11 protein-coding genes and 1 tRNA gene are annotated in these 15,356 nt (G+C 55.5%); 5 read left to right on the forward strand and 7 right to left on the reverse strand.

Translation table 11 applies throughout. The features are described from left to right. Nucleotides 1-286: 286 nt before the first annotated feature. Nucleotides 287-6,913 carry a DUF3320 domain-containing protein gene (locus tag F8N82_RS14985; RefSeq protein WP_150776961.1) on the reverse strand — a complete coding sequence of 2,209 codons (6,627 nt, stop codon included), beginning with the start codon at nt 6,911-6,913 and terminating at the stop codon, nt 287-289. A gap of 1,237 nt (nt 6,914-8,150) precedes the next feature. Here F8N82_RS14985 and F8N82_RS14990 point away from each other — a divergent pair. Next, nucleotides 8,151-8,465 carry a hypothetical protein gene (locus F8N82_RS14990; RefSeq protein WP_150776960.1) on the forward strand — a complete coding sequence of 105 codons (315 nt, stop codon included), beginning with the start codon at nt 8,151-8,153 and terminating at the stop codon, nt 8,463-8,465. 121 nt (nt 8,466-8,586) lie between these two features. On the opposite strand, the gene F8N82_RS14995 is transcribed toward F8N82_RS14990, so the two are convergent. The 5 genes from F8N82_RS14995 to F8N82_RS15015 all read right to left on the reverse strand — a co-directional run bounded on the left by F8N82_RS14995 (nt 8,587) and on the right by F8N82_RS15015 (nt 11,126). Further along, on the reverse strand, nt 8,587-8,955 hold the full coding sequence (locus tag F8N82_RS14995; protein ID WP_100782348.1) for a hypothetical protein: 369 nt from the start codon (nt 8,953-8,955) through the stop codon (nt 8,587-8,589). Nucleotides 8,956-8,996: 41 nt separating this feature from the next. Next, entirely contained in the window at nt 8,997-9,338 is a 342-nt protein-coding gene (locus tag F8N82_RS15000) for a hypothetical protein (RefSeq protein ID WP_223253841.1), read from the reverse strand. 110 nt (nt 9,339-9,448) lie between these two features. Next, nucleotides 9,449-10,177, reverse strand: a complete 729-nt coding sequence (locus tag F8N82_RS15005) for a metallophosphoesterase (protein WP_100782349.1) — start codon at nt 10,175-10,177, stop codon at nt 9,449-9,451. Nucleotides 10,178-10,301: 124 nt separating this feature from the next. After that, nucleotides 10,302-10,541, reverse strand: a complete 240-nt coding sequence (locus F8N82_RS15010; protein ID WP_100782350.1) for a hypothetical protein — start codon at nt 10,539-10,541, stop codon at nt 10,302-10,304. A 264-nt stretch (nt 10,542-10,805) separates the two neighbouring features. After that, nucleotides 10,806-11,126: a hypothetical protein gene (locus F8N82_RS15015; protein ID WP_100782366.1), complete on the reverse strand. Its 321-nt coding sequence runs from the start codon at nt 11,124-11,126 to the stop codon at nt 10,806-10,808. Nucleotides 11,127-11,435: 309 nt separating this feature from the next. Between F8N82_RS15015 and F8N82_RS15020 the strand changes: the two genes are divergently transcribed. Further along, nucleotides 11,436-11,900, forward strand: a complete 465-nt coding sequence (locus F8N82_RS15020) for a helix-turn-helix transcriptional regulator (protein WP_224793809.1) — start codon at nt 11,436-11,438, stop codon at nt 11,898-11,900. Between the two features lie 384 nt (nt 11,901-12,284). Here F8N82_RS15020 and F8N82_RS15025 read toward each other — a convergent pair. Beyond that, a tRNA-Ser gene (locus F8N82_RS15025) sits at nt 12,285-12,375 on the reverse strand. Between the two features lie 242 nt (nt 12,376-12,617). On the opposite strand from F8N82_RS15025, the gene F8N82_RS15030 reads away from it, so the two are divergent. The 3 genes from F8N82_RS15030 (at nt 12,618) to tusD (ending at nt 15,355) form a co-directional block, all read left to right on the forward strand. Then, on the forward strand, nt 12,618-13,289 hold the full coding sequence (locus F8N82_RS15030) for a Bax inhibitor-1/YccA family protein (RefSeq protein WP_038996015.1): 672 nt from the start codon (nt 12,618-12,620) through the stop codon (nt 13,287-13,289). 166 nt (nt 13,290-13,455) lie between these two features. Continuing rightward, nucleotides 13,456-14,835 carry a nucleobase:cation symporter-2 family protein gene (locus F8N82_RS15035; RefSeq protein ID WP_038996017.1) on the forward strand — a complete coding sequence of 460 codons (1,380 nt, stop codon included), beginning with the start codon at nt 13,456-13,458 and terminating at the stop codon, nt 14,833-14,835. Nucleotides 14,836-14,962: 127 nt separating this feature from the next. Continuing rightward, nucleotides 14,963-15,355 carry a sulfurtransferase complex subunit TusD gene (tusD, locus tag F8N82_RS15040; RefSeq protein WP_038996018.1) on the forward strand — a complete coding sequence of 131 codons (393 nt, stop codon included), beginning with the start codon at nt 14,963-14,965 and terminating at the stop codon, nt 15,353-15,355. The last annotated feature ends 1 nt before the right edge of the window (nt 15,356 follow it).

Below are 15,356 nucleotides of genomic sequence, written 5' to 3' on the forward strand. Positions count from 1 at the left end.
GGGAAACCGTTCTCTACAAAGCAAACATGGTTGATTTGCATTGCTTTTAAGCCAATACAGTAGGTGAAAGGTACGGCCGCTCGGGATGTAGTCACTCAGGAAGGCATCACTGCGAAGCGACTCCAAGGCATACGGAACTGGTTCGAGCATTCCCTGCGGTGACACCGTAGATGACAGATCGCCAGATTTATTGATCCCTCCTCGTGAGCTCAAGCGATAGGAAACCCGAAAATAAACTCGTCGCGGGCAATAAAGAGGGGTACCCAAAATGGTACCCCCTCGTAAACTACTCAGCTGTTCGACGTATCGCTTGTTCGATTCGCTGGCGTCCTGCATGTGCAAGCTTGTTAACACCAGCTTCCTTAGCAACTGCGTAGATCAGACTCTCCCCCTCGTGACCACGCTGAATCATCTCTCCAACGAGAGCACGAAGCTCAGGCAGGCAGATCTCAGCAAGTCCCCTGACAGAGTCATCACCAGGTCGACGGAAAACGACCGTGCTGTCCGTCTCGATGTGAGATGGCCAGAAGAAGGCCCCAGTCTGCTCTTCCTCATGCGACCGAAATCGCGCACGGGCAATTTGATCAACACGATCACGTATCCTTGAGCCAGTTCGCACCCAGCCATGCGCCCTGGCAATACGCCTTGCGAGCGCGGTGTCTAGTACCGGCCCCTCCTCTGCCACCACATGCGCAATCATTTGCTCCAAGGTTGCGGTGTAGCTCGGCTCAAAGAACTGATCTGGGTTGACAGTCTCTACCGCCTGGCTAGGATCAGCCTCCTTGTAAACCACATGATCCACCTGGGTAACGAAGGCCACGACATCGTCGACTTGAGCAGCAGATGCCGCCCTGGCGTACTTCAACTCTGGCAACGCTCTTTCAGGGTCATTAGCCTCGGTGGAATCAGACGCGGCGGAAACCACAGCTACCTGATCCACCACCTCTACGAACTCGGCCATAGCGGCATCGATTTTAAGTCGCTCTGCTTCTTGGGATGCATCGAGAATGGCCTGCTTGGCCCGAGATTCAACGAGAATCTCATTCAGGCGCTGATGTACCTTCTCTGCAGTTCCCACCGCATCCACCCACCAATCAGTTGACCAGATTCTAACAATCTCCCAGCCAAGCCCACGCAGTACAAACTCCCGAAGCTTGTCACGATCTCGCGCAGTCGCACTGCGGTGATAGGTAGCACCATCACATTCCACGCCGGCAAGGAATCGCCCAGGAGCGTCAGGGTGAACAACCCCCAGGTCAACCCGGAAGGAAGACACGCCAATCTGCGTATGGATCTGCCAGCCCTTCTTGGCCAACGCAGCAGCTACTGCTTCTTCGAACGGGCTATCGAATCCACCTACGCTACCAAAATTAGCTTCTGCCAAGGCCCTCGGCCCACGCTCCGCAAACTCCAGGAAATGCTTCAGATCACGCACCCCGACGGCTTGCGTTCTGGCCAGATCAATGTGCTCTGGACGCAAGGTCGAGAACAGAATCAGCTCCTGACGCGCTCGTGTAATCGCCACGTTGAGACGGCGTTCACCACCAAGGCGGTTCATCGGGCCGAAGTTCATGGACATCACTCCAGCAGCATCTTTCCCATAGGTAGTCGAGAAATAGATGATGTCTCGTTCATCGCCTTGCACACTTTCCAAGTTCTTTACGAACACAGGTTCAAGCTCAGACTCCGCGAAATAGGAGTCGAGCGACGGATCTTTCCGACATGCCTCATCCAGCATGTCCATGATGAGCTTCTGCTGCTCACCGTTGAAGGTGACAACACCGACAGTGCGTCTGCTCTCGCGGAAAGCCGGCGACTGGAGACGGGTTACGAGATCAGCGACCAAAGCCCTCGCTTCGATCAGGTTGGTGCGAGAACCGCCTTTATCGTAGACGCCCGCTACCGGGCACAAACGCACAGCCTTGTCGGCAGTGAACGGGGATGGGAAGGTCACCAGCTTTGATTGGTAGTAACGCTGATTCGAGAATGCGATCAGGCTCTCGTGACGGCTACGGTAGTGCCAGTTCAGATTACGCATCGGCAAGTTCGCGCTGATGCACTCATCCAGAATGCTTTCGAGGTCAGCTTCAACATCCTCATCATCGGCAGTGGATTCAGCACGGTCGAAGAACGAGGTTGGCGGAAGCTGTTTCGGGTCTCCCACCATTACCACCTGCTTTCCTCGCGCCATTGCACCAATTGCATCCCATACGGGAATTTGAGAGGCCTCATCGAAGATCACCAGGTCGAACGGGGTCGAGGCTGGCGGCAGATATTGAGCGATGGAAAGCGGACTCATCAGCAAGCAAGGCGTCAGCTTTGTGAGTGCCTCCGGTGCTCGCGTCATCAGTTCCCGCAACGGAATGTGCTTAGTCTTCTTGCCCATTTCATGGCGCAGTAGGCCCCACTCAGATGAACGACTCACGCTGTCCTGACTCGGCAAGTCGGCGCACAGCCGAGCACGGAGCCAGTCCTTCGTCAGCTCGGTGAATTTGTCATCCAACGCACGGAAGTCGCGAATACGCTGTTCGTGCTCCACACTGACGAATGTCCGGATCACTTCCTCGCTGTCGACAGTGGTGTTCAGCCACCAGCGAGCGTAATTCACCTCAAGGACGCGACGTACTTTTCCAGAGGTGATCGCTCCGGTCTCCATAGCCTGGACAATCGGGGCGAGGCCCACTGCGAACGCTTCATCACGAACCTTGCGCCACGCACACCAAGCTTTGAGGCGCGATTCAAAAGAAACCACTGTCTCACAGTTCTTCTTGAGGTTATTCAGCGACAAATGAGCAGTTTCATCAATACCCATTTCGGTAAAATGGCCAATCGAAGTCAGTTGCGACGAACGCTCATGAAGCAGCCCAAGCTTTTCACGTAGAGCAACGCCTGCAAGCGCTATTGCGCCTTCCGACTCAAGTAGTGCGTTGCCATCCCCCAAAAGCGTTTGGAGGGGCGCTTTATAAGCGGCGATCTGCTCCGGGCTCAGTGCTAGTTTCGCCACAGCCATCGCTACCTGACCTTGGAATGCAACTGCCTGGCGAGCCACCTCAAGCTTGGTTTTCAGGTCGCTCCAAACAGGTACCAGCTCTCGCAAATCAGCCAGGTCGGCCAGATCACGCTCAACCACTGTCCGTTGCTTGAGCAGCTCAAAATCACTCTTCAGGGACGCTCCGCAACGGCCTTCTTCCACCTCAGAGTGCTCGTCCACAAGTCGACCGCGCTCTTCGATGTCCCGACGCTCAGCCTGGAAACGCAGCGCCGCAGTCAGGTGCTCGATGTCAGTGCGCAGGCCACTCCAGAGCTGGTCAGTGTTCGAGCTGAGGTCGGACAGTAGGGCCATGTCGGCATCAAGACGGGTCAACGTGCGAAGCCGCTGCAGCTCTTCCTTTAACGCTTCTCCGAGCTGGCCCTGCTCGACCAAATGCAATCCTTCATCGACCCAGTTCGAGTCAGCTTTTTGAAGCCGAATAGCCTCTTGAAGCTTGATAGCCGTCGAGAGCTGCTCGGCTTCAGATTTCGAGCCTTGCCAAACCGCAACGCACTCGTGCCCTGGCTCCAGCTCATCAATAGCGCGACGTAAAGAGCGAATCTCAGCCCAGGTGGCCAGATCTTTACCGTGATCGACTTCGCCCACTGTGATCTGAGCAGAGGCCAACAGAGCTGAGATACGGCGCTTACCGAACCAGGACTTGGGCCAGAACGACTCTTCTGCCTCCTTCCACTCACTCAGCAAGAGATCAATGTCGAGCGACTCGATCGCATCACTGTAGGTCGTACTGAGCCGCTGCTTGAGATCAGCAATTTGCCCCAGCAGCTCCACTGCTTGAGCAAGGACAACCGTGACACTTTCCGGCCAGGCTGGGCCAAGCTCAGCCCACGTGGCGCGACGTTTCTGCAGTAGCTCGATACCTTGCTTGGCATCAGTCACTACTCGAGAAGACCATACGGCAGATAGCTTGGCGTTGAGATCGCGGTGCTGTTCAACCCATGTACAGCCATCATTCAGCCGCTGGGCAATCGAACGAGCATCAGGGCGCAGCGCGAATCGCCAATCTTGTCCGGCAGCCGCAGGAAGCGCCAGGGAAAGGATTGATAGGCCTTCAAGGGCCGTTGGGGTGTACTCTGTTACCGGAAGCCCCGACAGCTCAACGAAACGATCAGCCGCACGTTGCACATCCATCACTGCCGGCAGCACATCACGAGCTGCCTGTACGAACTGTTGTTGCCAATGGGGCGACCATTCGGCCTGACCAACAGAGGACAGCGCATTGCCGGCAAGCTGGATGTATCCAACGGCCTGAGCATTCACTTCAAGGCGATCGCCCAACTCACGAAGCTCAAGCATGGCTTTCTGGTCGTGCGTGTCAGGAGATCCCCATGCAACAGGAGCAACAGCTTCATCTCCCCCAGAGGTGACTGTGCCGATAGCATCGTAAATGGTGTAACCATTTCGGTGCCGGCGGTGAAGACGCTCAACGTAGATGTTAAGACTGTCGCGCAGCGTGGCAAGGCGCTGTGCCTCAACCTCCCATGCTGCAGTATCCACCTGCCCTTTCGCCTCCCAGGCAGACTGAAGCTGAGCGAGAACATCAGTTTTTCGGGCCTTGCTCGAGTGAAGTTCAAGACAGAATTCGCCTAGGCCAATCTCACGTAGACGTCGATACACTACATCCAGCGCAGCGATCTTCTCCGACACGAACAGCACTCGACGCCCTTGGGCAATCGACTGGGCGATCATGTTGGAGATCGTCTGGCTCTTACCGGTACCGGGCGGGCCGATGAGCACAAAGTCTTTGCCTTTGGCTGCCGCCATCACTGCTGCTAGCTGAGAGGAGTCAGAGGGCAATGGGCAGAAGACCTCTGTCGGGCCGTAGTCACGATCCAGCGACCCCGCCTCTGGGAACGGCGTATCCGATACGAACGAGTCACGTGGAGTGTCCAGAAGGTGCTGAACTACTGGACTCTGCCGTAGATGCTCGGCGTTTTCGGCCAGATCTTTCCACATGAGGTACTTGGCAAACGAAAACATCGACAGCACGACGTCTTCGTTCAACTCCCAGCCAGGGATGTCCTTAATGGCGTGACCGACCTTGTTCCAAATGCCCGCAATATCCAGGCCAGAGTCGTCTCGAGGCAGCTCTTGCTCCAGCGATCCGAGGCTGAGTTCGAAGTCTTGCCGCAGCATCTCGATCAGCGTCGGATTAAAGCGCGGCTCATCATCGTGCAACACCATGGTGAATCCGGAGCGAGCACTTTTACGCTCCAACGTGACCGGAACCAATACCAGTGGTGCTTTGTATTTCTGTCCTGCCCTGTCCTCACGCGTCCAGCTAAGGAAACCAATAGCCAGGAACAGCGTGTTAGAGCCACCTTCCTGTAACGCTGTACGAGCGCCCCGATACAGTTCGGTGAGCCGGACATCCATCTCGTTAGACGTCAATGCAGCGAAGATCTCTCTGCGCTTGAGAGCATCTTCAGCATGGCGACGGCGAACATCCTCACGTTCACGCTGCTCATACAGAGCGCGCTCCCGGGGATCAGCTCCATCCATGAGGTCAGGCCGGGTCAGCAGCTTCAACGACTGACCACTGGCCAGAATATCCTCGAGCGCACCCGGATCTGGCGATTCGAGCTTCAGCGCGCGCTTGCCCATTTTGAAGTTGAGTAGATTGTTGCGAAGCGAAAGGTCGAGAAGCTTGCGCTGCCAACGGCCCAGTCGGTCAGCAGGGTCGAGTTTTGAAAGGTCTTCGACCACCACCTCGTGGATTTCATCTGGGATTCCAGCCCCGTCCTCGACTAGGAGCGCTGGAGAACCCTCCGAAACCTCATCAGCAATTCGTGCGATCTGAGCCTCAGCACTTGCGAGCGGCTTGATTCGTTGCAGCCGAGCCCGGCGAATGTCCAGCAGCATTTCAAAGTCGCTCTCAGCGTCTTCGGCAACCTGCTTCGCCCCTCTCTCGACAGCGTAAGAGAAGGATGGAATCGGGTTATGAGTAATAAGCGTGGTTTCGAAAAGTACCAGCTCCTGCAGCTTTACCCGCTTCCGCACTGCGGTCACATCGTCCACCAGCGCAGTAGTGAACTCTTCCGGCTTCAGCCAGAGCCCCGCGAAGGCATGACCCCTAGTGAACACAATCACCGGGTTGAGTCCGATCTGCTCCAGGGCGGCACAGAACAGCAGGGTGAGATCCATACATGTAGCCAAGCCAGTATCGGCAATCTGGCTCGGGCTGCGCACCTTTTGCCCTGACTGTTCGAAGCTTGCCGGCGGCAACGCGTAATCAAGCTTCATTCGCGCCACGCCCGCCCAGACTGCCGAAGCAAGCTGCCAGGCCCGCTTAGAACCACCTTCGTACCCGTCAAGCGATGAGGACTTATCACTAAGACGAAGCAGCTCAGCAGCCTGCTTCAACAAACGTTCGACTGCCGGATCATTGGGCTGAACGAATGCAGCTGTCATATCTGGGATATGTCGCAACCCGCCCCACTGATTTCGCGGTAGAAGGTCTACAACCTGTTCCAGAAGAGCAAGCGTTTTCCGACCGCTTTCCGCCTCCCTGTCATCAACCTCGAGGACAAAAGTGAAAGTCGACAGCTCAGCCTCGGTTAGGCGACTCAGCAATGGGCCGTCCAAAACCAGGTCAAGCCCTGGAATGACCCGGAAGCTGTCTGCCGCGATCTCATCGATCCGCCAGACCTTGGACTTGAACACCTCAGGCTCAGAGCTCAACGTCAGTGTCGCGTTGACGAAGCGGGCATCGGTCTCGTTTGAGATACGAAGCTCTCGAATCACAGGAATGGCGTTCTGGAAGTCCGCAAGGTTGAGCTTCGCTACCAGGGTGGCCAGGATCTTCACTTCTTTGGGCAGGGCTTCTTCTTGTGGCGTGAGGGGCTGAACGATGTCGTCCATGCGCAACCTTCCTTGTCGTGATGCCCAAGGGAGTGCCGGAATTAGCCGGCCAGAGGGCCCCTCTTGAGCTGATGGCGGGATGATAGCGTTTCCTGCGCCAGTCGTAATGAGCCTTTGGTCGTCACTAGCTGCTTAAACGAGTCAGGTGTCCACAGCTTGCGATGGAGGCGTGTAATACCGCCCCCAACTACTTATGAGTTTGTCGCGACGGATTACGACGCGCCTGATCATGTAACAGTGAAAAAACGGATCCAACAGTCTTGCGAATGCAAGCAAATGACACTATGTTGTGCTTTACCGACTCGGAACACACCACATAATGTGGTTTAGCATTCTGATGCGGAGCGGACTACTGATGCACCTTTCGTTACATACCCAACTACACGAAGGAGACTCCGTATGACAGATCGACGCCCAATCAATAAAGACGTCAACGTGCCAAAGCCAGGCGGTGGTGAACAGCCTCGCTCTCGCAATCAGGATGGTCAAATTCGTGAAAAGCGGAGCGATGCGGGCAAACCTCGCAAGTGACACGCAAAATAGTCAGCGGAGGGTAGCCGCCCTCTGCTGATCTCAAGTTTTAGGTTTTAGCCGACTTTACAGAGCCGCTTGTAGCAATCGGTGCTTTCATCGGCCAAACGAGCGACAGCTCAGAAGCGATTACGCTAATAACTCGTGAGGCCTACCTGGTAATAAAACGGCTTTCACCTGATGAGGTAGCCGCAGCTGTGGAGCTTTTGAACAGCATTGACCACAAGCAACTGGAAGTTCAACTCAATGCTGTTTGAATCCGAAGATCAATTCCCTTTTTGGCACAGACAGGTGGCCCCGAGGTCTACAAACATCCCTTCGAAAGTTCGGCGGGACGCCGCCTACCGCACTCCTCCGTTGATTGCCTGCGAACCCTTTTAGAATCAGGTCACCACTCAAATAGCAGGGGACTGATCATGGACGTGGGGAATTATTTGAAATTATGGCTCAGCAATAATTATGTCCTAGCGATTATTTTGCTAAGCAGCGGGTACCGATTCGGCTGAGCGCTGCGGCTTCCGTGGCGGCAGCAAACTCACCAGGCTATCAGCAAACCGAAGTGTGTGACCTTAGAGGTAAGCGGCTAGCCTGTCATCGTGTATCCGTTCTGTCAGAGCAGTGGGTAAACAGCAAGCCAACCAGCAACAAGCCATTAAGTACGCTCATGCTAGCCTCGGCACAGACATCACTGTTCTGAGAATCCATCTTGAGCACAAACAGCTTACCCAACGATTTACACGCATTGATCAACGCACCAAAATTTTCGGAGGAGCCGACAGGTCGTCGTCAATTGAAGCGGTGGCAGCTCGCTAAGGACATCTATAAAAGCACATCCATCGAAGCATTGGTCGAAGCAAGGGGCAAAGCTGAAGGCTACATCCATGGCTTAGTAGATGCTGGACACCTATCGACGAGAGACACCGACCGGGATTTTCTCATTTTAAGTATTGTTCAAAGGCGGCGTGAGTTTCTGCAGAAATTGCTGAACGATTACGGCTACTGCACGAATTGTGGCTTTTGAACACATCCATTAGCTGCAGATCAAAGGAGATAGGCAGCGGTAATGCTCCTCACCGCTTTAAAACGTCGAATGAGGCCCTAAGAACGCTATCGCAATTGTTTTTTGAAGGCTGGTGGAGCTTTCATACCGTCAATTGCAAACGATCAGCGGACTTGAGAAGCTTGAGAAAGCTAGCTCTGCCGAGTTCTCGCTTGAAGCTAGCTATGACGTAATTGCCGTCTTGGGTTTCGAGCAGCCAGAACCGGCCTTCCTTCCTCGCTACCTGGATTTTACCTGTGCGGAGGATCGAACCATCCGCTTTGTGGTACCCATCGTCACGCTCAGAGTGGTCGAAAGAAATCCCCAAACATGTGTCTTCGGCGATCAGTGCATCACTGATGAACGCCGTGACGGGCACCGTGTATTTGAGAAAGCTTGCTTGCACTAAACGACTCAGTTGAAAGTCGCTCACCTCCTTACCGTGAAACTCAACAGTAATTACTTCTGGCATCTGGCCGAGACTCCACAACGATTAGAAAACTATTTTTTGTATCAGTGCAGTGCCTTTGAGCACCCACGAGCGCCATCACCTGCCCAGTCACAAACCACGTAAAGGCTATTCAGTGTCTGCACCACCAGATATCCTTGAATCTTTTGGGAGGTCATGATGACGGAGGTTCGAATCGGCTCACCATCATCGAAGCGTTTCTCTCGATCACCAAAAACTACACCTCTCAAAAAGCGCTCTCCTGGCCCATACTCGACGGAAGATAAGTAACCAGTAATCTCGAGACCTACCTCGGCCTGCATCGCTTTGGTAACGCTCGTGGGAATAGCAGACGGAGGTGTAACGACGGGTTTGTGTGTGGAGAGCGGTACGCTGCGTTTGACCATTTGAAACCTCTTGTATTCGCCTAGCTCGTATTCATTTTCGCAGTCGAGTACGTCGACGCCATCGACCGAAAGTTGCGTGCGCAGAAGTCTGGACGCTTGGACTCATCTCATCAGACTTCAACCACTAGATTCGGCACGAACCCAGTACGCTCACCTGGATATCCTCTCGGATTCGAAAGGACTCGGCAGCCCGAGACGACTGTGTCGACGGCATGATGGGTGTGGCCGAAAATCCAAACATCAGTCTGGGCAACCAAATCATGCCAATCATTGAAGTAGGCAGCACCCAGGTGACCTTCGTGACCATCACCGGCGACCTCTTGAATTGGGCAGTGATGAGTAACCACCACCGTCTTGCCGTCGAATTGCTTAGCTAGCTCAGTCGCTAAGAATTCACGAGTAGTGATGTTTCGTGCGATTAGATCGACAGGACGAAGCTTGCTATACCCCTCGCCGATGCGGATGCGCTTGAAGTCGTTCATCCATTCCGCGCACACCCTCATCGCTACCCTGTAGTCCCCGCTCGCAGTGAAATCTGTCCACGCCGTTGCTACCAAAAACCTGGTGTCGCCAATGATCAGGGACTGGTTGTCCAGGATGTGTACATGTTCTGCAGCCGCATCGCGCATCTTGGTCAGCGTGCGGTCGATGTGGCCTTTGTAGAACTCATGGTTGCCGCAGGCATAGATCACCGGACAGCTGAAGGTCTCATTGGCCCACCCCACCCCGCGACTCTTTACCGAGATGTCGCCGGCCAGCACGACCAAATCGCATTCCGTCGCAGGAGGCTGGAAGTCCGCGAACTCCAGGTGCAGATCTGAGTAGATCAAAATTTTCATCGGATCAGTTGGTTCCTGTTGAACGCTGATCGTGTCTCCGATGCGTCCAAATGGGGCAGCAAATCAAAAAGAGACCGAGACTTCGCTCATTCGGCTTTAGCCGGCTACGGTCGAGAGATTCGAATCACTCAACGTCACCCCAGGCTCGACACATTTCATCTTCATCTACGATTCCCTCATTATCTAATCGCAGACGTTCAATTAGCTCTGCTCGAAGCTCTTCGAGGCTAACTTCACCATCCACGTAGCGCTGCAACTGTGCCAGGCGCTCAGCTGCAAGCCGCCCTCCGTCGAGCGCTAGACAAGCGATTTCTGCTGCCACAGCTTCACGACGGCGTTCGCGCTCGATCTCGTTAATTTCCATGTATACCTCAACCTCCGTTGGCCAAAGCCGCCACAGGAGCGGAAGCCTGGCTATCGAACATTACTTGGAGACTTTGCTGGAGCACTGAGAAAACGTGGCTGCATCAATCGCCTCCCCGCTCTCGAGTTCATTGCCCTTCTGTATGAAATTGATCGCGCAACCGACCATGAGTCGAACGGAGATGATCCCCTCTCAGAACGCCCAAATTGTAGAGAGGCATGATCGTTCCTAAAGCAGCGGCCATTTGCCCTCAACCTTGCGGTGTTAACTTGGTGTGCTCGTGTAGACCTCACCAGCTTTAGTGATGAACTCGTAGACCGGGCTGCTCTCGGTTCCACCCTGAATGCGAATCTCAGAGAGGAGCTCCATTGCGTAAGAGCCTTTTTTGCTTTTGGCTGGAGATAGGATGATGTGAACATTGCTCACGATCAGGAAATTACCTTGCTCTCCAGCGCGCATCATCTGAAGAGTGGCAACGTCACTTACAACATGCGCAACCGGGCCTATGGCCCCATCCTCTAACCCCACTCCCTCGACCAGAAAAGAATATTCACACTGACTGATGTCAGCTGAATTCCAGAGCATCCGGACACTCTCTGGAGCCCTAAACTGGCCCTGCAAATTGCTGCTATAGGTCACAAACACTGTGGTAAACCCTACTCCATCTCTAGCCCAGCCCTAGATCGGCTCTATATCGGCCAAGCGCAAACGATCAACGCTGCACATGTCTCTGGCAGTCAGGAGGTCACACAGCCTAGGCACATGCAAAATTGATGAGTCAGCACGCCGATCTCTGAGGAGACATCATAAGCAAAACGACTCACTAATAACAATACATGATATTTATTGGGCTGCAAGGACTGTGGCTCTATCCTTCCTTTTGGAAAGCTGACCGTGAAGGAAGAGCTAGCTATCACTCTGCGCGCCATTCGGCAAATGAAAGGAAAGGGTTACGAATCCCTCGCCGAGACTCTTAGCCAGAGCAACTTAAGCTTGCTTGAACAAGGGAAAATCCAGGCGACGTTGCCGACCCTTCTCAAAATAGCCGACACGCTCGATGTCAGCCTTTTGACCATCATGGCATTGTGCTTGGCTATCCGTGACCACAAGACACCCGAGCGCGAATTGCTAGATGCGCAAGCTGAGCTCCAGAGTTTCATGGAGTCAGGCGGCCTGGAACTCATGGAGGCTCAGACCCAAGATGGCGTTCTGAAGAAGCGCGAGAGAGGCATACGAGCGAATGCCCAAAGGGTCAGTGCAGTGATTGACCTCAAGCGTCAAGGCAAGACGCAAGCAGAAACTGCACGTGCACTAGGCCTGCCTAAATCTACGGTTCAGCGTTACTGGCAAGAGGCGTGAGATTTCAAAAAAATGACCTTTACGCCTGCCCGCCTTCAGACCTCGAAGGTGACTCGCTTGTGAGAGTCGTGGATCCGGCACGACTGGAGTACCTAGGCATTAACAAGAAATTCTAGGGCAAATGGATGCTCCCTAGGCCTCCCAAGTTTCCGTTCTTGGGAGGTCTTCTGGAGGCCGAAGGCGCACTGCTCAGTGACGCTCATCAAGCATGCAGTTGGCTTTCTTTCTCCGAGAAGCGTGCAGTAGTTTGCAGCAGAAGGCATCTAGTGAAATGCATGCTTTCGCATAGCGCGCAAATTGCCCCCACCATCCTTGCAAATTCAAATTTCACACGCACAAAAAAAAGGGCTTAGATTTTCTCTAAGCCCTTGTTTTTACTGATTCTGGCGGGGAACCAGGGATTCGAACCCTGGGAACGCTATTAACGTTCGCCGGTTTTCAAGACCGGTGCATTCAACCACTCTGCCAATTCCCCGATGCATCACCTAGGACGCCTTGAAGTATGCATCTGAGGATTACCTAAGATAAGAACTCTAGGATAGTTGCCCATCGACGGTTTTCAAGACCGTTGCCTTAAACCACTCGGCCACGCTTCCTCGTATTGCGGGCGCCATAATACCGAAATGAAACAAGCTGTCAAACTCTCTATGTGGCCGCTTGGCGCGGCTCTGTTATGATCTTTGCATCTGAACGTTTCAAACCCACAGGAGTGTCGCCATGCGCGAACAGGATTACGCCGTCAATCACGGCCAGCAGGTCGAGCAGCAGGAGGTCAGCCGCGTCCTGCGTAACACATACGGGTTGCTGGCTATCACCCTCGCCTTCAGTGGCATCATGGCTTACGTGGCGCAGCAGATGCGCGTTGGCTACCCGAACATTTTCGTGGTGCTGATCGGCTTCTACGGCCTGTTCTTCCTCACCAACAAGCTGCGTGATTCGGTCTGGGGCCTGGTGTCCACCTTCGCCCTCACCGGCTTCATGGGCTTCTTGCTCGGCCCTATCCTCAACCGTTACCTGGGGATGGCCGGTGGCGCTGAGGTGGTCAGCTCGGCATTTGCCATGACGGCCCTGGTGTTCGGCGGTCTGTCGGCCTATGTGCTGATCTCCCGCAAGGACATGAGCTTCCTCAGTGGCTTCATCACCGCAGGCTTCTTCGTGCTGCTGGGTGCTGTGGTTGCCAGCTTCTTCTTCCAGATCAGCGGCCTGCAACTGGCGATCAGCGCCGGTTTCGTGCTGTTCTCGTCGGTGTGCATCCTGTTCCAGACCAGCGCGATCATCCACGGTGGCGAGCGTAACTACATCATGGCGACCATCAGCCTGTATGTATCGATCTACAACCTGTTCGTCAGCCTGCTGCAGTTGTTCGGCCTGATGGGTCGCGATGACTGATTGCTTGCTGGTGTAATGAGTTGAGAGAAGGCCCGCTTCGGCGGGCTTTTTTGTGGGCAATTGCGGGGCAAGCCCGCTTCTACAGGCGTTGCTGGGTAACAGCACTACCGAAATCGGGTGCGGGCCCGTAGAATGCGCTCCTTTTTTCTTCCGGGGCAGCACTCCCATGAGTTCAATCGAGCAAGGACCTGGCGCACCCGCACAGGCCAATGAACTGGTCCTCGGCCTTGAAGACCGGCCGCGGCCGTTGATTGCGATGCTGGCGGCGCTGCAGCATCTGCTGGCGATCATTGTGCCGATCGTCACCCCTGGCCTGCTGATCTGCCAGGCACTGGGCGTTTCTGCCCGTGATACCAACCTGATCGTATCGATGTCGCTGGTGATCTCCGGGATCGCCACCTTCGTGCAGTGCCGTCGCTTCGGGCCGTTTGGCGCCGGGCTGTTGATTGTGCAGGGCACCAGCTTCAACTTTGTCGGGCCGTTGATCGCCGGTGGCGCGTTGATGGTCAAGCAAGGCACGCCGGTTGAGGGCGTGATGGCGGCGATTTTCGGTGTGGTGATTGCCGGTTCGTTCGTGGAGATGGGTATTTCGCGCATTCTGCCGTTCGTCAAACGCCTGATCACCCCGCTGGTAACCGGTATCGTCGTACTGATGATCGGCCTGACCCTGATCAAGGTCGGCCTGATCAGCATGGGCGGCGGCTTTGCGGCGATGAGCAACGGCACCTTCGCCAACGGCGAGAACCTGCTGCTGTCGGGCGTGGTGCTGGCGATCATCGTCATTCTCAACCGTATTCCGGTGGTGTGGATGCGCAGCTGCGCCATCGTCATCGCCCTGGCCGTGGGCTACGCCCTGGCCGGCTACCTGGGCCGCCTGAACTTCACCGGCATGCACGAAGCGGCGCTGTTCCAGGTACCGGTGCCGCTGCATTTCGGTCTGGGCTTCTCCTGGGCGCTGTTTATTCCGATGCTGGTGATCTACCTGGTGACTTCGCTGGAGGCCATTGGTGATGTGACCGCGACCAGCAAAGTCTCGCGCCAGCCGGTGGAAGGCCCGCTGTGGATGCAGCGGATCAAGGGCGGTGTGCTGGTCAACGGTGCCAACTCGCTGCTGGCCGGGGTGTTCAATACCTTCCCGAGCTCGATCTTTGCCCAGAATAATGGCGTGATTCAGCTGACCGGCATTGCCAGCCGTCATATCGGTGTGTGGATTGCGGCGATGCTGGTGATCCTTGGCCTGTTCCCGAGCGTGGCCGGGGTGATCCAGGCGGTGCCGGAGCCGGTGCTCGGTGGCGCGGCGATGGTGATGTTCGGCGCGGTGGCGGCTTCGGGGATCAATATCCTCGCCAGCATCAGCCTGGATCGTCGCGCGCTGCTCATTATTGCGGTGTCGCTGGCGCTGGGCCTGGGCGTGGCGCAGGTGCCGGAGTTCCTCGCGCATATGCCGTCGGCGCTGCGTAATGTGCTGGAGTCGGGGGTGGCCACCGGGGGGATTTGTGCCCTGGTGCTGAACTGGTTCTTGCCGGAGCCTAAAGACAAGGCCTGAGATGGCGGTGACGCTATCGCTGGCAAGCCACCTCCCACAGGGAGTTAGGTAAGCCCTGAAAGCCCGCGGCATGTTGCTGCGGGCTTTTTGCTTTATCATTCCCGCAGATTTGCTGAAAGAGCCTTCCATGAAGTTCGCCATTGCGGTTTTTTCTCCGGCCCATGCGCCCTCCTCGCGCCGCGCCCTGCGTTTTGCCCAGGCGGCGCTTGCCGGCGGGCATGAGATTGTCCGGCTGTTTTTCTATCAGGACGGTGTGCACAGCGCCTCGGGCAATATCGTGACGCCCCAGGACGAACTCGACCTGCCCGCCGAGTGGCGCGCATTCGTCAGCGCGCAGCAGCTCGATGCCGTGGTGTGCATCGCCGCCGCCCTGCGCCGTGGCGTGCTCAACGCCGAAGAAGCCCAGCGCTATCAGCGCCCGGCAGTCAACCTGCCGGCGCCGTGGGAGCTGTCCGGGCTTGGCCAGTTGCATGAAGCGGCGCAAGGCGCCGATCGGCTGATGTGCTTTGGAGGCGATTGAA

It is taken from the genome of Pseudomonas fluorescens, from assembly GCF_902497775.2.
GTDB lineage: Bacteria > Pseudomonadota > Gammaproteobacteria > Pseudomonadales > Pseudomonadaceae > Aquipseudomonas > Aquipseudomonas putida_F.